Here is a 22,083-nt window from a genome sequence, read left to right on the forward strand (position 1 = left end):
AACGGCCCCGCGTCCAGACAAGGACGCGGGGCCGCACGGGCCGTATCAGTTGTTCGCGGCGTAGCGCTCCTGCGCGGCGTTGACGATGTCGAGGTACGCGGGCATGTTCATGCCCTCGAGCTCGGAGACGTAATCGTCCCACTCATCCATCGAGCGCTGGCCCAGGATGAACGACGCCGTGTTCTGCCAGACGTGGTCCTTGAGCGCCGACTGGTACAGCGACACCTGCTCGCGCTCGATCTCGTCGAGCGGTGCGGGCGGGGGCAGCTCGAGGACCTTCTTGGACGACATCGACTCGACGAACTCGAGCGCCTCCGGTCGCAGCATCGACCGGTCGAGGGCGAGCGTCGATCCGTGCACGAGCGTGAACACGCCGTTGGAGAAGCCATAGTCGGCCTGCAGGTTCTCAGGCGCGCCCGGGTTGAGGCCCATCGCGGTGATGTTCTCGTTGAGCACCCAGGTGCCGTCGCCCTCCTTCTCGTAGGTGACGCCCTCGACGCCCCACTTGGCGAACTCGAGTCCTTCGTCGGAGTAGTAGAGCCAGTCCAGGAACTGCAGCAGCGCGAGGAAGTTCTCCGACTCCGCGACCTCCGACGAGAGCATGAATCCGCTCACGAGCCGCTGGCCGGACTGGAAGTTGTCGCCGGCGGGTCCTGCGGGCACGCGGATCATGCCGATCTCGGCATCCGTTCCGAGCTCTTCGATCGTCGACCGATAGCGCACGATCTCCTGGTCGTTGGTCCCGATCGCGAGGGCTTGGCCCGACGCGAACTTCTGCAGGGCCTGGTCATCATCCTGCGTGATGGCTTCGGGGTCGAGAAGACCCTCCTCGACGAGCGAGGCGTAGTACTCGACCAGGTCGCGATAGCCGTCGGTCGCGCCGGTGTACTCGAACTCCTCGCCGTTCCACCACAGACCCTCACCGAAGCCCCAGCCCGCCGAGGTGCCGAAGTTCGGCGACACGAAGCCGAGCGTGCCCTCGATCGGCCCGTTGGCCGACCACCGGTCGGTCATGGGGTAAAGGTCCGGGTAGGCCTCCTTGACGGTGCGGAGCTGCTCGGCGAACTCCTCGAAGGTCGCCGGCTCGAGGCTGAGGCCGAGCTCCTCCCAGATGTCGGTACGCACCGCGTACGAGTACTCGGGACGCGGCTCCTCACGGAAACCGGGGAAGACGTAGTACTTGCCGTCCTCCTGACGGAGCTGGTCGAGGTCGGCCTCCATGTCCCACTTCTCGACCTTGTCCATGTAGTTGGGCATGTACTGCACGAAGTCGCTCGCCGGGAGGATGGCACCGCCCGAGACGAACGCGACCTCTTGGCCCGGGTACGTCACGGAGATGATGTCGGGCGCGTCGCCGGCGCCGATCACGAGCGACTTGCGCTGATCCCACTCCGACAGCGGCGCGCTGACGACGTCGAATGTTACTTTCTGGTTCGCCTCGAGCTCTTCGAAGATCAGCCAGTTCTCGTCGATGGGGTAGTTGGGGTGGTCCCGATAGAACAGCCCGAATTCGAGCGGCTCGGTCGCAGTGAAGGTGTCACCGACCCCGTAGTCCTCCATGGCTCCGACGTCCTTGCCGGTGAAGTCGAAGTCGCCGCCTTCAGCGGCTCCGCCGTCGTCGGGCGCGCTGCAGCCGCTCAGGACCAGGGCGCCGGCGGCGAGCAGCGCACCGGCGAGCATCGCGCCGCGTCGCGCGCGTCCCTTCGGTCGTATCTGCTGTGTCATCGGGATTCCTTTCTTGGGGGGTGGTTCCGTGGGAGGGTGTCACTGCTTGACGGAGCCGAGCATGACCCCGGAGACGAAGTACTTCTGGATGAACGGGTAGAGGCACACGATGGGCAGCACGGTGAGGAGCATCGTCACGGCCTTGACGTTGGAGGCGACCTGCGCCGTCTCGCCGGAGCCCATCCCCGCGCCGAGGGACTCCCCGCCGGTCGCAGCCGCAAGCAGATTCCGCAGGTAGACCGTGACGGGGTACAGCTCCGACCGGTCCATGTAGAGGAACGCCGTGAACCACGAGTTCCAGAACGAGACCGCGTAGAAGAGCACCATGGTCGCGATCACCGCCTTGCTGAGAGGCAGCACGATCCGCAGCAGGATGCCGTAGGTGGTGAGCCCGTCGATCGCGGCGGCCTCCTCGAGGTCCTCGGGGAAGTTCTCGAAGAAGGCCTTCATCACCAGCAGGTTGAAGATGCTGATCGCGTTGGGGATGACGATCGCCCAGATCGTGTTCTTGAACCCGAGGGTGTTGATGAGGATGTAGTTCGGGATCAGTCCGCCGTTGAAGAACATCGTGAAGACGGCGATCCCGATGAAGACGGCGCGCCCCTTCAGGTGCCTCTTCGACAGCGCGTAGGCGAACGAGGTGGTGAGCACCATCGCGATCGCGGTCGCGACGACCGTGTAGATGACGGTGTTGCCGTAGTTGCGCCAGAACAGCGGATCGCTCATCACGTAGCCGAACGTGGTGACGTTGAAGCCCATCGGGATCAGGTTCACCTGGCCCGAGTTGATGTACGCCTCCGAGCTGAACGCCTGCGCGACGACGTTGAGGAACGGGTACAGCGTGATGAAGCAGATGGCGACGATGAGGACGCCGTTGACCACCCGGAAGGCCGTGTAGCTGCGGGAGTCCTTGATCCCGCCGTGGGTCGACGGCCGGAAGATGCGGTCGGCGCGGCTGCGCACCGGAGTGCGGATGCTGGAGGTCACCACAGGCTCGTCCCCACGGTTCGACGCGAGATGGCGTTGGCGGTCAGAATCAACGTCAGGCCGATCAGCGCCTCGAACAGGCCGATCGCCGTGGCGTAGGAGAAGTTGCTGGAGATGATGCCCACCCGGTAGAGGTACGTGGATATGACGTCTGCTGTCGGATACAGCAGCGGGTTGTACAGCAGCAGCACCTTCTCGAACCCGACGGCCATGAACGTGCCGATGTTGAGGATGAGCAGCACGATCATGGTGGGCCGGATGCCGGGCAGCGTGACGTGCCAGATCTGCCGCCAGCGGCTCGCGCCGTCGATACGGGCTGCTTCGTAGAGCTGCGGGTCGATGGTGGTGAGCGCGGCGAGATAGAGGATCGTCCCCCAGCCCACCGTCTGCCAGATCTCGGAGCTCACATAGATGGTGCGGAACCACTCGGGCAGCTGCATGAAGGGGATGGCCTCGCCGCCGAAGAACTCGATCCCCTGGTTGATCGACCCGCGCAGCGCCGTGAGCTGGAGCACCATGCCGGCGACGATGACGATCGACATGAAGTGGGGGAGGTACGAGATCGACTGTGCGACCCGCTTGAACCGGTGGGACCGCAGCTCGTTGAACATCAGGGCGAGGATGATCGGGAGCGGGAACACGATCGCAAGGGTGAGTCCGCCGAGGATCGCGGTGTTCCAGAACGCGCGCCAGAAGGTCGGGTCGTTGATGAAGAGCTCGACGTAGCGCAACCCCACCCACTCGTCGCCGAACATGCTGCCGCCCGGGCGGAAGCGGCGGAAGGCGATGATGTTGCCCGCCATCGGCACGTAGCGGAAGATCAGCAGGAAGACGATCGGCAGCACCAGCAGCGAGTAGAGCCGCCAGTCCTTCTTGAGGGCTCGCCGCCAGGTCGTGCGCTGCTTCGGCACGCGAGAGCGCCCGCCACGACCGGCGTTGCGCCGCTCGTCCTCGGCCTCTTCGCGCAGCTCGATCGCGTCGGCGATGACGACGTTGCTGTTGACGGACACTGCGCTCCTTTGCGGGGTGGTCGGCAGCCTCGGAAGGGCCTCGATTCGTGCAGAAAGTTTCGACTTCCCGTTCGATACACGATGACGGTAGCCTCTGGGGAAGGCAATGTCAACGTTTTCATTTGGCAGCGCCGACGAGGGACCGCCGAGTCGGGCGCCCCTCGAGATGAAGGGAGAACCGCCGCCGATGGCGCACTTCGACTTGCCCGAGCCGCAGCTGCGGGCATACCGCCCGGAGGTCCCCGAGCCCTCCGGATTCGACGATTTCTGGCGCGAGACGCTCGCGACGTCGCGAGCCGCGGGAAGCGGCATCCGTCGCTCTCCGGCGCCGTCGCCGCTCGACCTCGTGACCGTCGAGGACGTCGTGTTCCCCGGATTCGCGGGCGAGCCGGTGCACGCGTGGCTGATCCTGCCCGCAGGCGTCCGCGAGCCGCTGCCCGCCGTCGCGGAGTTCGTCGGCTACGGTCGCGGCCGGGGCCTCCCTCACGAGCGGCTGCACTGGCCGACGGCGGGTTTCGCGCAGCTCATCGTCGACACGCGAGGCCAGGGGTCGACCTGGGGGACCGGCGGGCAGACGCCCGATCCGCACGGCGCCGGGCCCGCGACGGCGGGATTCCTCACGCGCGGCATCGAGGACCCGCGCGAGTTCTACTACCGACGCGTCTTCACCGACGCGGTGCGGGCAGTCGACGCGCTGCGCGAGGTCGCGGAGGTCGACCCCGAGCGCATCGCGGTGACCGGCAACAGCCAGGGCGGAGCGATCGCGATCGCGGCCGCCGGCCTGTCCGACGGGCTCGCCGGCGCGCTCCCCTCGGCGCCGATCCTGTGCGACCTCCCCCGCGTGGTCGGGCTCACCGACGCCGACCCGCACGCCGAGCTCACGCGGTATCTCTCGGTGCATCGCGACTCGGCCGAGCGGGTGTTCCAGACACTGTCGTACTTCGACGGCGTGGCCTTCGCACGGCGGGCGACGGCTCCCGCGCTCTTCGGCGCGGGCCTGATGGACACCGTCGCGCCGCCCTCGGGCGTCTTCGCGGCCGCGAACCACTGGGCGGCCGGCGCCGACGTGGTCGCGTACCCGTGGAACGGCCACGAGGGCGGCGAGGGGGCGCACTGGGTGCGTCAGGCGGAGTGGCTCCGCGACCGCGTCGGACAGCCGGACCGGATGCCGGTGGGCGCGAAGGCGGCGTCATGACGCCGGATCCCACCCCCCGCCTGCACCGCGACCGGCTCTTCACCGCGGGGCTGGCCCGCCCCGCGGCGCCGGTGCGGATCGTCCACCTCGGCATCGGCGCCTTCCACCGCACGCACCAGGCGTGGTACACGGCGCGCGCCGGCGACGCCGCCGGCTGGGGGATCGCGGGATTCACCGGCCGCGGTCCGCGGGTCGCCGAACAGCTCGAGGCCCAGGGTGGCGTGTACACCCTCATCGAGCGGGACCGCGACGGCGACCGGTTCGCATTCGTCGACAGCATCGCCGAGGCCCGGCCCGCGAGCGACCTGGCGCGGTTGGTCGAGCTGGTGTCGCACCCCGCGACGGCGATCGTCACCCTCACCGTCACGGAGGCGGGCTACCACCTCGGCGCCGACGGCCTCATCGACCCCGCCGATCCCGACCTCGCCGCGGACCTCACCGCGCTGCGCGACGATGATCCGGCACGCCTGCGCACGCCGGTCGGCCGGCTCACCCACGCCCTGGCCGAGCGGGCCGCTCGCGGTGGCGGACCGATCGCCGTCGTCCCCTGCGACAACCTGCCCGGCAACGGCGCCACGATGCGCCGCGCCGTCCGCGACATCGCCGCCGCAGCCGGGTGGGATGCCGCGTCCTGGCCCGTCTCGTTCGTCTCGACGAGCGTCGACCGCATCACCCCCCACACCACCGACGAGGACCTGCGCGCGGTCGAGGCGTCGACCGGCTTCCGCGACGACGCCGCCGTGGTGGCGGAGCCCTTCTCGGACTGGGTGCTCGCCGGCGACTTCCCGGCGGGACGGCCGCGTTGGGAGGACGCCGGCGCCCGATTCGTCGACGACATCGAACCCTTCGAGCGCCGCAAGCTCCTCGTGCTGAACGGGGGGCACCTGGCCCTGGCGTTCCGCGGCCTGCTGCGCGGCCATGAGACGGTCGCGGACGCCATGGCCGATCCCGCGTGCCGCGAGGTGCTCGACCGGTTCTGGGACGAGGCCGAACGCGCGGTCGGCGGGGGCGCCGACACCGCCGGTTACCGGCGCGACCTCGTCGAGCGCTTCGAGAACGGCCGGATCGCGCACCGCCTCCGCCAGATCGCCGTGGACACCGCGACGAAGGTGCGGCTGCGGATCCTGCCGGTCCTCGCCGCCGAGCGCGTCGCCGGCCACGACGCCGGCGGTGCGCTCGCCGTCATCCGCGACTGGGCCGAGGGTGCCCGGCGAGGGGCCTTTCCCGCCGGGGACCCCGACGGCCTGCTCGACCGGCTGATGACCGGAGCGAACGCGGCCGACCGCGAGCTCATCTCGTCCGCGATCGCCGCGGACTGACCCGTAGAACCGACAGAAGAGGAGACCGACATGATCATCGATCGTGCCGAGGTCATCGTGACCAGCCCGGACCGCAATTTCGTGACGTTGAAGCTCACGACCGACGACGGCCTGACCGGGCTGGGCGATGCGACGTTGAACGGGCGGGAGCTGGCGGTGGTCGCGTACCTCAGCGAGCACGTGGTGCCGCTGCTGCTGGGCAGGGACGCGCACCGCATCGAGGACACCTGGCAGTTCCTGTACCGGTCGGCGTACTGGCGGCGCGGGCCGGTCACGATGGCCGCGATCGCCGCGGTCGACATGGCGCTGTGGGACATCAAGGGCAAGGCCGCCGGCATGCCGGTGTACCAGCTGCTCGGCGGCGCGTCCCGCACCGGCCTGCTCGCCTACGGGCACGCGTCCGGCAAGGACCTGCCCGAGCTGTTCGACTCCATCCGCGCCCATCAGGCGCAGGGCTACAAGGCCATCCGGGTGCAGACCGGCGTGCCCGGCCTGAAGTCGATCTACGGCATCGCCTCCAACGCGACCTACCAGGCCAACACCGGTGTCCGCTACGACCACGAACCCGCCCAGCGCGGTGACCTGCCCAACGAGGAGGACTGGGACACCCGCTCCTACCTGCGGCACGTGCCCACCGTGTTCGAAGCGGTCCGCCAAGAGTTCGGCCCGGAACTGCCCCTGCTCCACGACGCCCACCACCGCCTCACCCCCATCCAAGCCGCGCAGCTGGGCAAGAGCATCGAACCCTACGACCTGTTCTGGCTCGAAGACTGCACCCCCGCAGAGAACCAGGAGGCGCTGCGCCTGGTCCGCCGGCACACCACCACGCCGCTGGCGATCGGCGAGATCTTCAACACGGTCTGGGACTACCAGCAGATCATCCGTGAACAGCTCATCGACTACGTCCGCTCCGCCGTCACCCACACCGGCGGCATCACCCACCTGAAGAAGGTGCTCGACTACGCCGCGCAGTACCAGATCAAATCCGGCATGCACGGTCCCACCGACATCTCCCCCGTCGGCATGGCCGCCGCCATGCACCTCGGACTCGCGATCCACAACTTCGGCATCCAGGAGTACATGCGGCACGGCACCAAGACCGACGCGGTGTTCCAGCAGTCCTTCACCTGGACAGACGGCTTCCTCCACCCCGGCGACGAACCCGGACTCGGTGTCGACCTCGACACCGACGAAGCCGGCAAATACCCCTACATCCGCGCCTACCTCCCGTACAACCGCCTCGCCGACGGCACCATCCACGACTGGTGAGCGAGCCGGAACCACTCGCACCGGACAGCGAAACCCGGTATGGCATCCTGAACGTGGTCCCGGCGACGACGCCCAGGACAGGCGCACCACGACGCAAGGATCCGCCCATGTCGACACCGCCGCGCGTGACGCTGGCAGAGATCGCCGCGGAGGCGGGCGTCTCCCTCGCGACGATGTCGAAGGTTCTCAACGGCAGACCCGACGTCTCGCCTGCCACGCGCGCCCGGCTCGAAGAGCACCTCGCCCGGCACGGCTACACCCGGCGCAGCCAGACCCCGCGCAGCGAGTTCGTCGAACTGGTGTTCCACGAGCTGGAGCCGAGCTGGTCGATGGAGGTCATCGAGGGGGTCGAGGACATCGCGCACGCCGCCGGGCTCTCGGTCGTGCTCACCGTGAGCGGCGACCGCCACTCCCCCGCGGCGGACTGGATCGACGGGGTCCTGCGCCGCAGGCCGGTGGCTGTGGTGCTGGTGTTCTCCGACCTCGCCGAGCGCTACCGCGACAAGCTCCGCTCGCGCGGCATCCCCTTCGTGATCGTCGACCCTGCCGGCGACCCGGCCCCCGACGTCCCGTCGGTCGGGTCGGCCAACTGGGCGGGCGGCCTGATGGCGACGCGCCACCTGATCGAGCTGGGGCACCGCCGGATCGCGGCCATCACCGGCCCCGAAGACATGATGTGCTCGCTCGCGCGCGTGGACGGCTACCGGTCGGCGATGAACGCGGCGGGGCTTCGCATCGACCCCGCGCTCATCCGGTTCGGCGATTTCCACACAGCCGGCGGCGAGGCCCACACGCGAGAGCTGCTGGCGCTCCCCGACCCGCCCACGGCGATCTTCGCCGGCAGCGACCTGCAGGCCCTCGGCGCGATCGCCGCGGGCTCGGCGGCGGGGCTGCGGGTGCCCGACGATCTGTCGATCGTCGGGTACGACGACATCGCGCTGGCGCGGTGGGTCAGCCCCCAGCTCACCACCGTGCACCAGCCGCTGCGACGCATGGGCGAGGAGGCGACCCGTCTCGCGCTGCGACTCGCCGACGGCGCCACGCCCGAGACCCTGCGGATGGATCTGGCGACGCACCTCGTGGTGCGCGGCAGCACGGCGCCGTATCCGTCCTGACCTCCGGCTGCGCTCCTGACCGGTGAACCCGGGCGTTCACCGGTGCGAGGCTCGGCATTCATCCGCCTCGGGTAGAACAAGGGGTGGCGGACGCCGGCTCGCGGAATCGCTTAGCGGCACCGTCCCGCAAGGTCAACCCCGATGCGCCGGAATCGTGCAGGGACCAGGATCGTTTCATCGACGAGAGGAGGCGGTCCATGGTCCTCGAAAGGCCGTCCTCACCCGCACGGCGCAGCGGTCTCCGCTCGCGCGCCATGCCTTCGCTCCGCGAGCTGCCGCCCCGCATGCCGGAGCCGCCCGCTCCCCGGGATTCCGCCGTGCGATGGGAGCGCATCGACGTCGACCGCTACGAGGTGAAGGTGCGCGGCGCCACCGTCGGCTTCATCGACGTCGTCGGCGCCGTGTTCGTCGTGCTGCAGGGCGCGCGCTACGACCGCGCCTTCGAGGTGCTCCAGACACTTGACTTCGCCGCCGCGGTGCAGTCGATCTGCCCCTCAGCCGTCGCGGACCAGACGCGGGAGAAGCCCGCAGCGCCGACCCGCGGCTGATCGCCCGCCGACGTCCGCCTCTACAGTGAGGGGATGAACGATCCGGTCGGCAGCCGCCAGGCGAATCTCTCGCGTCTGCTGCGCCTCATCCACCTCGAGGGCCCGGTCTCGCGCGCCACGTTGACGGCTGCGACCGGCCTCAACCGCTCCACCATCGCCGATCTCGTCGGCGACCTGGTCACCTCCGGCGTCGCGGAAGAGCGCGCACCCGATCCCAGCCGGCGTGTGGGGCGCCCGTCTCCGCTGGTGACCGCCGACCCGCGCGTCATCGCCGTTGCGGCCAACCCCGAGGTCGACGCGCTGTCGATCGCCGCGGTCGGCCTCGACCGCCGCGTCCGCCGCCGCGAGCGCATCGAGATGACGGAGCTGCTGAGCCCCGAGCGCACGGCCGAGCTGATCGGCGAGCGCATCTCGTCGTGGCGGCGGGACGACCTCGCCGGATCGGTCGTCGCAAGCATCGGGATCGCCGTGCCCGGCCTCGTGCGCGGGTCGGACGGACTCGTCCGCGACGCCCCTCACCTGAAGTGGAGGGACGTCGCGCTGCGCGAGCTGGTCCAGGACGCCACCGGGCTCCCCGCGCTCGTGGGCAACGACGCGGCGATGGGCGTGGTCGCCGAGCACCTCTTCGGGGCTGCCCGGGGCATCGACGACGTCGTCTATCTCAACGGCGGCGCCAGCGGCATCGGCGGCGGGCTCATCGTGCAGGGCATCCCGGTCGGCGGCGCGTCCGGGTACTCCGGCGAGTTCGGCCAGAACCGTCCGGGCATCGCGTCCCCCACCGACAGGCGGGCGGCAGACGGCGTGCTGGAGGACGAGGTGAGCCGCGCACGCCTGCTCGCGGCGCTCGGGCGGCACAACGCCGACGAGCCGGAGCTCGCCGAGCTGCTGCGCACCTCGGACGCACCCGACGTGCTCGACGAGATCGCCCGTCAGCGCCGGATCCTCGCCACCGCCCTGGCCAACGCGGTCAACGTGCTCAACCCCGCGGTCGTGGTGCTGGGGGGCTTCCTCGCGATGCTCGCGGAGCATGACCCGTCGGGGCTGCGGCAGGCCGTCGTCTCGCAGACGATGCCGGCGAACGGCGAGGACCTGGAGATCCGGCCGGCCGCGCTGGCCGAGGACCGGCTGCTGATCGGCGCGGCCGAGGCCGCGTTCGCGGAACTGCTGCGCGATCCGTCCGTCATCGCGCTGCGCTGACCACCGCGATCAGGGCGGCGGCGCTGTCGTGGCGCGCGGCACGAGCCGGGTCGGCAGCGTCACGTGCGTGACCTCGGGGGTGTCGCCCTGCATGAGCGAGAGCAGCAGCCGCGCAGCCTCCGCGCCGAGCGTCTGCATCGGCTGGCGCACCGTCGACAGCGCCGGCGTCACCTTGGAGGCCTCCGGCACATCGTCGAATCCGATGATCGAGAGGTCGCGGGGAACGTCGAGGCCGAGCTCGGCGGCCACCTTGACGATCTCCATCGCGGAGATGTCGTTCGCGGCGAAGATCGCCGTCGGCCGGTCAGGCCGTCGCAGCATCTCCAGCGCCGCCATGCGCACCGCGTCCTGGCGGTAGCTGCCCGAGCCCACCAGTGCCGGATCGATCGGCAGTCCGGCATCCGTCAGCGCACGCCGATAGCCGGCGTCGCGCGCGATGGAGGAGCGCAGGTCGGGGCGGCCGGCGATGAAGCCGATGCGGAAGTGGCCCAGCTCGATCAGATGACGCGTCGCCTGGAGCGCCCCGCCGAAGCTGTCGCATTCGACGGTCGGCAGGTCGGCGGGACCGGTGTGGGGGTCGATCGCGACGAGCGGCACCTCCGCGCCCACGTTCACCACGGTCGGGGTGACCATGATCGCGCCGTCGATGAGCGTCCCGCTCAGGCGCGACAGCGAGCGGCGCTCCCAGCCGTCCGCCGCTCCGCGCGACCCCGAGTACGCCAGGAGGTCGTAGCGCGACTCGCGCAGCGCCTGGCCGACGCCCTTGAGGATCTCGGCGCTGAACGGCTCGAAGTCGGCGACGAGGACCCCGATGACGCCGGTCGTGCGCGAGCGCATGCTGCTGGCGATGAGGCTCGACTCGTAGCCGAGCTCCGCCACGACGGCGAGCACCCGGTCGACCGTCTCGCTGGCCACTCCGTAACGGCCGTTGACCGCCTTCGACACCGTCGCCACCGAGACGCCCGCCGCCGCGGCGACGTCGGTGATGGTGGGGCGGCGCTTCATGATCTCGAAAGCATAACGTGGTCGAAACCGTTTTCGAAAACGTTTGACAAACCTTTTGTTGCCATTTCAGACTTTTCAGGTCCGGGCCGAGCTCCGGACCGCGCGACCCCGAATCGCGCAGACCAAGGCACCGCGAAGCAGAGGTGCTCCTCGAAGGAGAGAACGGGAATCACATGAAGCGCAACAGGATCCTCGCGGGTTCGGCTGCACTCGTCGCCGGCGCGCTCGCGCTCGCCGGCTGCAGTGCGGGCGGCTCCGGCGAGAACAGCGACGGCAGCGTCGAGATGACGCTGTGGCAGAACTCCACCACGGGCCCCGGCCAGCAGTTCTGGAAGGACGCGATCGCCGCGTTCGAGGAAGAGAACCCCGGCGTCACGATCAAGATGCAGTCGGTCCAGAACGAGGACATGGACGGAAAGCTGCAGACGGCACTGAACGCCGGCGACGCGCCGGACATCTTCCTGCAGCGCGGCGGCGGCAAGATGACCGCGATGGTCAACGCGGGCCAGCTGATGGACCTCACCGACCTCATCTCGGACGACATCAAGGCCGAGATCCCGGAGGGCTCCTTCGCCGCCGAGACCTACCAGGACAAGGTGTGGGCGATGCCCCTGTCCGTGCTGCCCGGTGGCTTCTTCTACAGCCAGGACGCCTTCGACAACGCCGGCATCACCGAGACCCCCGAGACCATCGACGACCTCAAGGACGCGGTGGCCAGCCTCAAGGAGACGGGCATCGAGCCCATCGCCCTCGGCGCGAAGGCCGCGTGGCCGGCCGCGCACTGGTACTACTTCTTCGCGATCCGGGAGTGCAGCCCGGAGGTCATCGAGGAGACGGGCGACACGAAGGACTTCAGCGACGAGTGCTGGCTGCGCGCCGGCGAGGACCTCGAGGACTTCGCGGCGATCGACCCCTTCAACGACGGATTCCTCACCACCGAGCCCCAGCAGGGCGCGGGCAGCTCGGCCGGCCTCATCGCCAACCGCAAGGCCGCGATGGAGCTCATGGGCGCGTGGGACCCGGGCGTGATCGCCTCCCTGACGCCCGACGAGAAGCCGCTCCCCGACCTCGCGTGGTTCCCGTTCCCCGAGATCTCGGGCGGCGAGGGTGAGCCGGGCTCGATGATGGGCGGCGTCGACGGCTACTCGTGCTCGGTCGACGCCCCGGAGGAGTGTGCGGACTTCCTGAACTTCGTCGCCAGCGCCGAGCAGCAGACCGCCTACTACAAGGCATTCAACTCGCCGCCGGTCAACACCGTGGCGCAGGAAGCCGTCACCGAGCCGTACCTGCAGCAGATCCTCGAGGCGTACAACAGCGCTCCGTTCGTCTCGCAGTGGCTCGACACCGTGCTCGGCCAGAATGTCGGCAACGCGCTCAACGTGGCGGTCGTCGACATGCTCGCCGGCAACAGCGACCCGCAGCAGCTCGTCGACGCGGTCAACGCGGCAGGCAAGCAGGGCTGATCGTGTCTACCCGCGAGATGTCATCCGACGCTCGCGGCCTTGCAGAGCACGACGGGGGCGGCACCACGCCGCCCCCGTCGGTGCCGCGAGGCCGCCGACGCCCGCGAGGCCTGGGCTGGGCCGGCCGCCTCGAAGTCATGATCCTGGTGGGGCCGGCGCTGATCTTCTTCGTCGGCTTCGTGATCTTCCCGGTCATCATGGCCGCGTACTACGGTTTCTTCCGCTGGTCCGGCTTCGGCCCGGCGACCGAGTTCATCGGCCTGCAGAACTACGTCACGATCTTCACCGACCCGATCTTCCAGCAGGCACTCGGGCACAACTTCTTCATCGTCGTCGCGTCGCTGGTGATCCAAGGCCCGGTCGCGATCCTGCTGGCGCTGCTGCTCAACCGCAGGATGCGCGGTCAGTCCGTGATCCGCGTCCTCATCTTCGTACCCTACGTGATCGCCGAGGTCATCGTCGGCACCGGGTTCAGCCTCATGCTGGCCACGAACGGAGCGCTGAACGGCTTCCTCGAGAAGATCGGGCTCGACGGGCTGGCGCAGGACTGGCTCGCCGACCCGAGCATCGCGATCTGGACGCTCATGGCGATCCTCACCTGGAAGTACATCGGGTTCGCCGTCATCCTCTTCCTCGCCGGGCTCCAGGGGATCCCCCAGGAGCTGTACGAGGCCGCTGCGATCGACGGCGCGTCCTACTGGCAGATCCAGCGGACCATCACCCTGCCGCTCCTGGGCCCGACGCTGCGCATCTGGGCGTTCCTCTCGATCATCGGCGCGCTGCAGCTCTTCGACCTGGTGTACATCATCTGGGGTCAGTACGTGTCGTCCGTGGCGGGAACCAACACCATGGCGATCTACATGGTCGCGACCGGACGGAACTCCGGCAATTTCGGGTACGGCAGCGCCGTGGCCGTCGTCATCTTCGTCATCTCGCTGGTGGTCGCCCTGATCTACCAGCGCACGATCCTGCGCCGTGACACCGCGGGGGCCATCACAGAGAGGGGCGTCAAGTGAGCTCCACGGACTCGATGAGCACCCGGAACATCACGATCCGCGACACGGTGCCCGCCCGCCGCCGCGACGTCAACAAGCTCCCCTGGGGAAGCCCGGCGGTGTACTTCGTCGCCCTGGTCATCATCGCGCTGATGCTCGGGCCGGTGCTGTACATCATCATCGGCGGCTTCCGCAGCAACTCCGAGATCACCGTCGACCCGTCGGGCCTGCCGGTGAGCTGGAACCCGCAGAACTACGTCGAGGTCCTGACCAGCGGGCTGTTCTGGAACGAGGTGCTGAACTCGACGATCGTCGCCCTCGCGACGACCGCGGGTGCGGTGGCGCTCGGGCTCATGGCCAGCTACGTCATCGCCCGGTACACCTTCGCCGGGCGGGGAGCGCTGTACGCGCTGTTCGCCGCGGGCCTGATGTTCCCGATCACGGTGGCGATCACGCCGCTGTACATCGTGGTGCGCAACCTCGGGCTCATGAACTCGCTGCCGGGGGTGATCCTGCCGCAGATCGCGTTCGCACTGCCGACGACGATCATCATCCTGGTCCCGTTCCTGAGGGCGATCCCCGACGAGATCCAGGAGGCCGCGTACATCGACGGCTGCGGTCGCCTGTCGTTCTTCTGGCGGATGGTGCTCCCCCTGGCGGTGCCCGGTGTCATCACCGTGGCCATCCTCGCCTTCATCGGAAGCTGGAACGGCTACCTGCTGCCGCTGTTCATCCTGAACGACGAGGCGCAGTTCACCCTCCCGCTCGGTGTGCAGGCCTTCTCGTCGCAGTACTCCGTCGACACGGCGAAGGTGCTCGCGTTCACGTCGCTGTCGATGCTGCCCGCGCTGGTGTTCTTCAGCCTCTTCGAGCGGCGGATCGTCGGCGGCCTGACGGGGGCGGTCAAGGGATGAGCGACGTCGCGATGCCCGCGGTCTCGCCGCGGGTGCAGTCCCTCCATGCGCAGATGACGCTGGACGAGAAGCTCGCGCAGCTCGTCGGCTACTGGGTCGACAAGGGCGGCGAGGTCGTCGCCCCGATGGCCGGCGAGCGCGGCAACACCGGCCCGTACGAGGAGGCGACGGCCCACGGCCTGGGCCACCTCACCCGCGTGTACGGCACGCGGCCCGTGGACCCGGTCGCGCGCGCCGAATGGCTCTGGGCGGAGCAGCGGCGTCTGCGTACCCAGACCCGCCTGGGCATTCCAGCCATCGTGCACGAGGAGTGCCTGACCGGGCTCGCGGCGTGGAAGGCCGCGACGTTCCCGACGCCGCTGGCGTGGGGCGCGGCCTTCGATCCCGAGCTGACCGAGGAGCTCGGGGCGGCGATCGGCCGGTCCATGGCGGCGCTGGGGATCCACCAGGGCCTCGCCCCGGTGCTCGACGTCGTCACCGACCCCCGCTGGGGCCGCGTCGACGAGTGCATCGCCGAGGATCCCTACGTCGTCGGCACCATCGGCACCGCTTACGTGCGCGGGCTGCAGTCGGCCGGTGTCGATGCGACCCTCAAGCACTTCGCCGGGTACTCGGCCTCGCAGGCCGGTCGCAACCACGCCCCCGTCCAGATGGGCCGACGCCGCCTGCAGGACGTCGTGCTGCCGCCCTTCGAGATGGCCATCCGCGACGGCGGCGTGCAGTCGGTCATGAACTCGTACGCCGAGATCGACGGTGTCCCCGTCGCCTCCGACCCGACGCTGCTCACAGAGCTGCTGCGGGAGGAGTGGGGCTTCGAGGGCACCGTGGTCGCCGACTACTTCTCGGTCGCGTTCCTGCACTCGCTGCACGGCGTCGCCGCCGATCTCGGCGAGGCGGCGGTGCTGGCCCTCCGCGCCGGCATCGACGTCGAGCTGCCCACCGCGGACGCGTTCGCAGCACCGCTGCGTGCCCGGCTCGCCGCTCATCCCGAAGAGGTGGAGCTCGTCGACCGCGCCGTGCTGCGCGTGCTCGCCCAGAAGGAGCGGCTCGGCCTGCTCGACGCCGACTTCGAGACGCCGCCCACCGAGATCGACCTTGACGATCCCGCGCTGCGCGCCCTGGCGCGGCGGGCGGCCGAGGAATCCGTCGTCCTGCTGACCAACGACGGCGTGCTGCCGCTCTCGGCTCCCGGGCGGATCGCGCTGATCGGCCCCAACGCCGACTCGGCCGAATCGCTCATGGGGTGCTACTCCTTCGCGAACCACGTGCTCGCGCACCACCCGGGCACTCCGCTCGGCTTCGAGATGCCGACCATCGCCGAGGCGCTGCGCGGCGAGTTCGCGGGAGCGGACCTCGTGGTCGAACGCGGCTGCGACGTCGAGGACCCCGACACGAGCCGGATCGCCGCGGCCGCTGAGGCGGCGGCCGCCGCCGACGTCGCGATCGTCGTCGTCGGCGATCGTGCCGGCCTGTTCGGCCGTGGCACGGTGGGCGAGGGCAACGACGTCGACGACCTCGAGCTGCCCGGCGCACAGCGCCGCCTCGTCGAGGCCGTGATCGCCACGGGCACGCCGACGACCGTCGTGGTGGTCTCGGGACGCCCGTACGCCATCGGCTGGATGCTCGAAGGACCGGGCGCCGCGAGCGCGGTCCTGCAGGCCTTCTTCCCGGGCGAGGAAGGCGGCCCCGCGATCGCCGGGATCCTCTCCGGCCGCACCGCGCCGTCGGGGCGCCTGCCGGTGTCGCTCCCCCGGTCGGCGGGCGCACAGCCGTACACGTACCTGCACCCGGTCCTGGGCGGCCCCACCGAGATCACGAGCGCCGACAACACCCCGGCCCTGCCCTTCGGCCACGGCCTGACGTACACGACGTTCGAGCGCGGAGCGCTGACGGCGACGGATGCCGCGACCGACGGCATCCTGGAGGTGTCGGTCGTCGTCACCAACACCGGCGACCGGCCGGGAGCGGATGTCGTCCAGCTGTACGCGCGGGACCGGGTCGCATCGGTCACGCGTCCGGTCGCGCAACTGCTGGCGTACCAGCGGGTGCCGCTGGAGCCGGGCGAGTCGGTGTCGGTGAGCTTCGCCGTGCCGGCCACGCGCCTCGCGTTCACCGGACGTGACGGCCGCCGCATCGTCGAGCCGGGCGAGATCGAGCTCTGGGTCGGCCCCTCGTGCGCCCGGCGCGACGCCGAGGCACAGGTCGAGCTGACCGGCGAGGTGCACGTCGTCACGGCGGCCGACCCGAGGGTGGCGATGGCGACGGTCCGTACCGGCGCGGACGCCCTCGCCGCCCGCTGAGAACGGCACGAAGAGGGCTCCACGGCATCGCGCCGCGGGGCCCTCTTCGTGCCCGTTCCACAGGTCAACCGGCCCTCCACAGGAGAGTGAACCGATCCAACCTCCTGCGGAAGCGCGGTTGACCTGTCGAACGGAAGGCAGCCAGCGGATGCCGTCATCCCACGCGCGAGCTTGCTCCCCGGTCGCCGCGGGGCGCCTTCGTGCCCGTTCCACAGGTCAACCGGCCCTCCACAGGAGGTTGAACCGATCCAACCTCCTGCGGAAGCGCGGTTGACCTGTCGAACGGAAACGGACGAGGGGATGCCACCCACCCACCCGCCGGCCCGCTGCTTCGGACGCGAGGAGGCCCGCGGCGATGTGCCGCGGGCCTCCTTCGTCTCCGCGCCGGCTACGCCAGGTCGAGCTCCACCGTCGCGAACGCGTGCGGCGGCAGCGACACCGAGAGCACGCCGCCGTCGAGCGACGTCTCCAGCGGCGCCGGCGCGACGGCGTCGGGCGTCTCGGGCGTGTTGTGGGCGGCGGCATCCGTCCCGGTCAGCACCCGCGCGCGGCGCACCGTCGCGGCGCGCCCGCGCAGGTCGACGCGCACGTCGAGCGTCTGGTCGAGCGAGAGGTTCGACAGCGACACCAGCGCCGCGCCCTCGGTGGTCGAGGCCGAGACCGACAGTCCGGGGACGCCCTCGGACGCCGACGGCGACGACAGCACGTGGGCGCCCAGCGCCGTGGCGTCGTGGTGGCCGCGGTTCATCTCGAACACGTGGTAGGTCGGGGTCAGCACCATCGCACCGGAGTCGTCGGTGAGGATCATCGCCTGCAGCACGTTGAGCGTCTGCGCGATGTTCGCCATCTTCAGACGCCCGGCGTGCCGGTGGAAGGCGTCGAAGTGCACGGCGGCCACGAGCGCGTCGCGCACGGTGTTCTGCTGGAAGAGGAACCCGGGGTTGGTGCCCGGCTCGACGTTCCACCACGTGCCCCACTCGTCGAGGATCAGGCCGACCTTGCGGTCGGGATCGTACGAGTCCATCACCGCCTCGTGCCGGCGGATGACGCGCTCGACATCGATCGCCTTGCGCATGGTGCCGTAGTACTGCTCGGCGTCGAACTCCGTCGCCGACTCGGTGTTGATGCCCGCTCCGGCGTGCGCGTAGTAGTGGAACGACACGCCTTGGAACACCGGGGACGGGTTGGAGCCGCAGGTGAGGCATCCGAGCGACTCCATGAGCGCCCGCGTCCAGGTGATGTCGTCGTCCGACGCGCCGGCCGCGATGCGGTAGAGCTCGTTGCCGCCGTGGTTGCGGCAGAAGGTGCCGTAGCGGCGTGCCTCCAGCGCGTACTGCTCGGCGGTCATGTTGCCGCCGCAGCCCCACGCCTCGTTCCCGATGCCCCAGAACGGCACCTTCCACGGCTCGTCTCGGCCGTTCTCGCGACGCAGGCGCGCCATCGGGCTGTCGCCGTCGCGCGTGAGGTACTCGACCCACTCGCTCATCTCGCGCACCGTGCCGCTGCCGACGTTGCCGTTGACGTAGGCGTCGGCGCCGAGCATCTCGCAGAGGTCCATGAACTCGTGCGTGCCGAAGTGGTTGTTCTCGACGATGTCGCCCCAGTGGGTGTTCACCATCTGCGGGCGGCTCTCGCGGGGACCGATGCCGTCGCGCCAGTGGTACTCGTCGGCGAAGCAGCCTCCGGGCCAGCGGAGGTTCGGGATGCCGAGCGCTCGGAGCGCCTCGACGACGTCCGAGCGGATGCCGCGCACGTTCGGGATCTCGGAATCCTCGCCGACCCAGAAGCCGCCGTAGATGCAGCGGCCGAGGTGCTCGGCGAAGTGGCCGTAGAGGTGGCGGCTGATGACGTCGCCGGGGACGTCGAGGTCGATGACGGCGCGGGCCGTGGTCACAGGCTTCTCCAGGTGTCTGCAGGGGTGAGGGGAACGAGGGAGGGGCGCTCGACGGTCGTGTGCAGCGGTTCGCGCGCGCCCGAGGCGGCGGAGGCGGCGAGCGCCGTCATGATCTCGAGCACGTGGTGGGCCATCGCCCCGCTCGCGCGCGCGTGGCCGGCGGCGAAGTCGATGAGCCCGATGCCGCGACCCGCGTCGGCGTATCCGGCCGACGGCTGCAGCGTCTGCCACTCGCCGCCGCGGGGGTGCAGCTGCACGTCGCCCGTGAACATGTTCGGGTCGGGCACCAGGAGCGAGCCGTCGACGCCGTGCACCTCGATGGGCGCCGCCGTCGACCGCACCCCGTCGAAGCTCATCGTCACGGTCGACAGGGCACCGGAGGCGTGGTGCAGGATGCCGGTGAGATGCGTGTCGACGTCGACGGCGATGGACTCCCCGGCACGCGGGCCGGATCCGATGACGCGCGTGTCGCGCGACCGCGACGCCGCTCCCGAGACGGAGGCGACCGGCCCGAGCAGCTGCACGAGGGACGTGACGTAGTACGGCCCCATGTCCAGCAGCGGGCCGCCGCCTTCGCGATAGTAGAAGTCCGGCTGCGGATGCCACGACTCGTGGCCGGCCGAGATCCACATCGCCGACGCCGAGACCGGGCGGCCGATCAGACCCTCGTCGATCGCAGCCCGGGCGGTCTGCACGCCCGTGCCGAGCACCGTGTCGGGCGCGGCGCCGATGCGGACGCCCGCAGCGGCCGCGGCATCCATCACCCGCGCGGCATCGGGGAGCGTCGCCGCGAGCGGCTTCTCGCCGAAGACGTCCTTGCCGTGGGCGATGGCGGCGAGCGCGACCTCGGCGTGCGCGGCGGGGATCGTGAGGTTGAGGACCGCGTCGACCTCGGGGTCCGCGACGAGCTGGTCCGTGGTCAGCACGCGCGCGCCGGGGATGGTCGCGGCGACCGCATCGGCCCTGGCCGTGTCGAGGTCCGCCACCGCGACGATGCGCACGCTCGAGACGCCCTTGAAGGTGTCGAGGTACTGGCGCGAGATGACGCCCAGCCCGACGATGCCGACCCCGGTCACCGCGCCGCCCACAGCAGCCCCCGCTCGATGATCGTGCGGACGTTGGCATCCTGCAGCACGTCGACGCTGTGACCCGGCGTCGCGACGAAGACGCGCCCCTGTCCCCACTCGCGCGTCCACACCGCGGGCGAGGTGATGGGGCGGTGCCAGGGGTGGTACGGCTGCACCGGATGCGTGGTGGTCGCCAGCACGTCGATGAGGTCGTCGTGGAGCACCCAGTACTGCTCCGTCGTCAGGACGAAGTCGTCCAGGCCCGCGGTGATCTCGTGGGTGCGGCCGAGGTCGGTGAGCTCGACGGTGTACTCGAGGTAGTTGTCGCTCTGGTCCCCGTGCACCTCGTCGGGGTGCTTCGAAGGGTGGGTGGCGAACTGGCCGCCGACGAGCTGGAGGTAGTCGGAGCTGGCCCGGAACGAATCGGCGATCCCGCCGTGCCAGCCGGCGAGGCCGGTTCCGGCGGCGACGGCGTCGCGCAGCCCGCGGACGGCCTCCTGAGAGGCCTGCGACATGGTGACGCACTGCAGCACGAGGTCGACCCCCGCCATGCGGTCGGCGTCCGCGTACACCTCGGGGCTCTCCTCCACGGAGACGTCGAAGCCGCTGTCACGGAGGAACGGCAGGAACAGCTCGGTCGCCTCGACCGGGTGATGGCCGTCCCATCCGCCGCGGACGACGAGGGCGGTGCGGGTCATGAGGGGTTTCCTTCCACGGGGTTTGCGGGGGCGTCGACGGCGCCGGCGGCGACCGTCGTCAGGATGCTGTCGTGCGCGGCGCTCTGCTCGACCGCGGCGAGCACGCGCTGCACCTGGGTCGCGTCGGCGAAGGTGGGCGACGCGGGGATCTCACCGGCGACGGCGCGCACGAAGTCGACCGCCTGGTGCGTGAACAGGTGTTCGTACCCGAGTCCGTGACCGACGGGCCACCACGCGCCGGCATACGGATGCTGCGCCTCGGTGACCTGCACGCGCCGGAAGCCCTGGGCGACGTCGGCGGCGGCGTCGTACACCTCGAGCTCGTTCATCCGCTCGAAGTCGAACGCGATCGCGCCGCGGTCGCCGTTGATCTCGATGCGGTTGGCGTTGCGGCGTCCGGTCGCCAGGCGCGACGCCTCGAAGACACCCAGGGCTCCGCCGTCGAAGTGGGCGGTGAACGCCGCCGCGTCGTCGACGGTGACCGGGAGCCGGTCGGTGGTGTCGGCGGCCACGCCGCCCAGGCCTTCCACAGCCCCGCGTCGGGGCCGCGAGGTCACGAAGGTGCGCAGGGTCGCCGACACCGCCGTGATGTCCTGACCGGTGAGCCATTGCGCGGTGTCGATGCTGTGCGCGCCGATGTCACCCAACGCGCCCGAGCCCGCCCGGTCACGGTCCAGCCGCCAGGTGTGGGGCGCGTCGGAGTCGCTCAGCCAGTCCTGCAGGTACTGCGCCCGGACGTGGCGGATCTCGCCGACACGGCCTGCCGCGATGAGCTCGCGCGCGAGGGTGAGCGCGGGGGTGCGGCGGTAGCTGAAGCCGCACATGGCGACGACGCCGGCGCGGGCTGCGGCATCCGTCATCTCCTCCGCCTCGGCGACCGAGTTCGCCAGCGGCTTCTCGCACAGCACATGCTTTCCGGCGGCGAGCGCGGCGAGCGCGATCTCGGCGTGGGTCTGGCCGGGGGTGCAGATGTCGATCACGTCGATGTCGTCGCGTTCGACGGCCCCGCGCCAGTCGACCGAGTGCTCCGGCCACTCCCACCGCGCCGCGGCCTCGGCCGTGGCGTCGGCGCGATGCCCGACGAGCAGCGCCGGCTGCGGAGTCAGCGGCAGGTCGAAGAAGCGCGGAGCGGTGCGCCAGGCGTGCGTGTGCATGCGGCCCATGAAGCCGGTGCCGATCAGTGCGATCCGCAGCGGTGATGTCGTCGTCGTCATCGGGTGTGTGCCCTTTCCAGCCACAGACGATGCCATCGCCCGGTCGGCGTCGCGACAATGTTGCGCAAAACCTCGACCGTGCGCCAAGGTGGTGCGATGGCCGTGAGACGTCATCCGATCGCCGAGACCGTGGGGTTCACCCGCGGTCGCGGCGGCCCGGTGACGTCT

At 70.2% G+C, this 22,083-nt stretch carries 18 protein-coding genes; 10 read left to right on the forward strand and 8 right to left on the reverse strand.

All coding sequences use genetic code 11. The features are described 5' to 3' along the window. Positions 1–45: 45 nt before the first annotated feature. From ACZBH1_RS04350 to ACZBH1_RS04360, 3 genes are read right to left on the reverse strand one after another with little or no spacing between them, the layout of a single operon-like run. Complete coding sequence (locus tag ACZBH1_RS04350) at positions 46–1,725, reverse strand: ABC transporter substrate-binding protein (RefSeq protein WP_463645625.1); 1,680 nt, start codon at positions 1,723–1,725, stop codon at positions 46–48. 39 nt (positions 1,726–1,764) lie between these two features. Next, positions 1,765–2,688, reverse strand: a complete 924-nt coding sequence (locus ACZBH1_RS04355) for a carbohydrate ABC transporter permease (protein ID WP_378880243.1) — start codon at positions 2,686–2,688, stop codon at positions 1,765–1,767. 20 nt (positions 2,689–2,708) lie between these two features. Continuing rightward, the gene (locus tag ACZBH1_RS04360; protein WP_452324197.1) at positions 2,709–3,623 is read right to left on the reverse strand and encodes an ABC transporter permease; all 915 of its coding nucleotides are present in this window, start codon (positions 3,621–3,623) and stop codon (positions 2,709–2,711) included. Positions 3,624–3,909: 286 nt separating this feature from the next. On the opposite strand from ACZBH1_RS04360, the gene ACZBH1_RS04365 reads away from it, so the two are divergent. The 6 genes from ACZBH1_RS04365 (at position 3,910) to ACZBH1_RS04390 (ending at position 10,365) form a co-directional block, all read left to right on the forward strand. Continuing rightward, the gene (locus ACZBH1_RS04365) at positions 3,910–4,917 is read left to right on the forward strand and encodes an acetylxylan esterase (protein ID WP_463645626.1); all 1,008 of its coding nucleotides are present in this window, start codon (positions 3,910–3,912) and stop codon (positions 4,915–4,917) included. Beyond that, positions 4,914–6,236 (forward strand): mannitol dehydrogenase family protein, encoded by a 1,323-nt coding sequence (locus ACZBH1_RS04370; RefSeq protein ID WP_463645627.1) that lies wholly within the window; start codon positions 4,914–4,916, stop codon positions 6,234–6,236. The genes ACZBH1_RS04365 and ACZBH1_RS04370 overlap by 4 nt, the downstream gene beginning before the upstream one ends. A gap of 30 nt (positions 6,237–6,266) precedes the next feature. After that, positions 6,267–7,505 carry a D-mannonate dehydratase ManD gene (manD, locus tag ACZBH1_RS04375; protein ID WP_463645628.1) on the forward strand — a complete coding sequence of 413 codons (1,239 nt, stop codon included), beginning with the start codon at positions 6,267–6,269 and terminating at the stop codon, positions 7,503–7,505. Between the two features lie 107 nt (positions 7,506–7,612). Next, complete coding sequence (locus ACZBH1_RS04380) at positions 7,613–8,620, forward strand: LacI family DNA-binding transcriptional regulator (protein ID WP_336393647.1); 1,008 nt, start codon at positions 7,613–7,615, stop codon at positions 8,618–8,620. Positions 8,621–8,817: 197 nt separating this feature from the next. After that, positions 8,818–9,168 carry a hypothetical protein gene (locus tag ACZBH1_RS04385; RefSeq protein WP_463645629.1) on the forward strand — a complete coding sequence of 117 codons (351 nt, stop codon included), beginning with the start codon at positions 8,818–8,820 and terminating at the stop codon, positions 9,166–9,168. 33 nt (positions 9,169–9,201) lie between these two features. Further along, complete coding sequence (locus tag ACZBH1_RS04390; protein ID WP_463645630.1) at positions 9,202–10,365, forward strand: ROK family protein; 1,164 nt, start codon at positions 9,202–9,204, stop codon at positions 10,363–10,365. Between the two features lie 9 nt (positions 10,366–10,374). Here ACZBH1_RS04390 and ACZBH1_RS04395 read toward each other — a convergent pair whose 3' ends face one another. Beyond that, complete coding sequence (locus ACZBH1_RS04395; RefSeq protein ID WP_336393650.1) at positions 10,375–11,370, reverse strand: LacI family DNA-binding transcriptional regulator; 996 nt, start codon at positions 11,368–11,370, stop codon at positions 10,375–10,377. Between the two features lie 173 nt (positions 11,371–11,543). On the opposite strand from ACZBH1_RS04395, the gene ACZBH1_RS04400 reads away from it, so the two are divergent. Genes ACZBH1_RS04400 through ACZBH1_RS04415 form a run of 4 tightly spaced genes read left to right on the forward strand, consistent with a single transcriptional unit; the run spans position 11,544 to position 17,042 of the window. Continuing rightward, on the forward strand, positions 11,544–12,833 hold the full coding sequence (locus ACZBH1_RS04400; protein WP_336393651.1) for an ABC transporter substrate-binding protein: 1,290 nt from the start codon (positions 11,544–11,546) through the stop codon (positions 12,831–12,833). A gap of 17 nt (positions 12,834–12,850) precedes the next feature. Then, positions 12,851–13,849: a carbohydrate ABC transporter permease gene (locus ACZBH1_RS04405; RefSeq protein ID WP_378880023.1), complete on the forward strand. Its 999-nt coding sequence runs from the start codon at positions 12,851–12,853 to the stop codon at positions 13,847–13,849. A 14-nt stretch (positions 13,850–13,863) separates the two neighbouring features. Beyond that, on the forward strand, positions 13,864–14,742 hold the full coding sequence (locus tag ACZBH1_RS04410) for a carbohydrate ABC transporter permease (protein WP_463646655.1): 879 nt from the start codon (positions 13,864–13,866) through the stop codon (positions 14,740–14,742). Continuing rightward, positions 14,739–17,042, forward strand: a complete 2,304-nt coding sequence (locus ACZBH1_RS04415; protein ID WP_463645631.1) for a beta-xylosidase/alpha-l-arabinosidase — start codon at positions 14,739–14,741, stop codon at positions 17,040–17,042. The genes ACZBH1_RS04410 and ACZBH1_RS04415 overlap by 4 nt, the downstream gene beginning before the upstream one ends. A 388-nt stretch (positions 17,043–17,430) precedes the next feature. Here the strand turns inward: ACZBH1_RS04415 and ACZBH1_RS04420 are convergent, their stop codons facing one another. From ACZBH1_RS04420 to ACZBH1_RS04435, 4 genes are read right to left on the reverse strand one after another with little or no spacing between them, the layout of a single operon-like run. Further along, complete coding sequence (locus ACZBH1_RS04420) at positions 17,431–18,936, reverse strand: alpha-N-arabinofuranosidase (protein WP_463645632.1); 1,506 nt, start codon at positions 18,934–18,936, stop codon at positions 17,431–17,433. After that, positions 18,933–20,012, reverse strand: coding sequence for a Gfo/Idh/MocA family protein (locus tag ACZBH1_RS04425; protein WP_463645633.1), 1,080 nt, complete (start codon positions 20,010–20,012; stop codon positions 18,933–18,935). Before ACZBH1_RS04425 ends, ACZBH1_RS04420 begins: the two co-directional genes overlap by 4 nt. Further along, positions 20,009–20,701 (reverse strand): ThuA domain-containing protein, encoded by a 693-nt coding sequence (locus ACZBH1_RS04430; RefSeq protein WP_336393655.1) that lies wholly within the window; start codon positions 20,699–20,701, stop codon positions 20,009–20,011. Before ACZBH1_RS04430 ends, ACZBH1_RS04425 begins: the two co-directional genes overlap by 4 nt. Then, positions 20,698–21,915: a Gfo/Idh/MocA family protein gene (locus ACZBH1_RS04435; protein WP_463645634.1), complete on the reverse strand. Its 1,218-nt coding sequence runs from the start codon at positions 21,913–21,915 to the stop codon at positions 20,698–20,700. Before ACZBH1_RS04435 ends, ACZBH1_RS04430 begins: the two co-directional genes overlap by 4 nt. Positions 21,916–22,083 lie beyond the last annotated feature (168 nt).

It is taken from the genome of Microbacterium sp. ZXT2-5, from assembly GCF_055329545.1.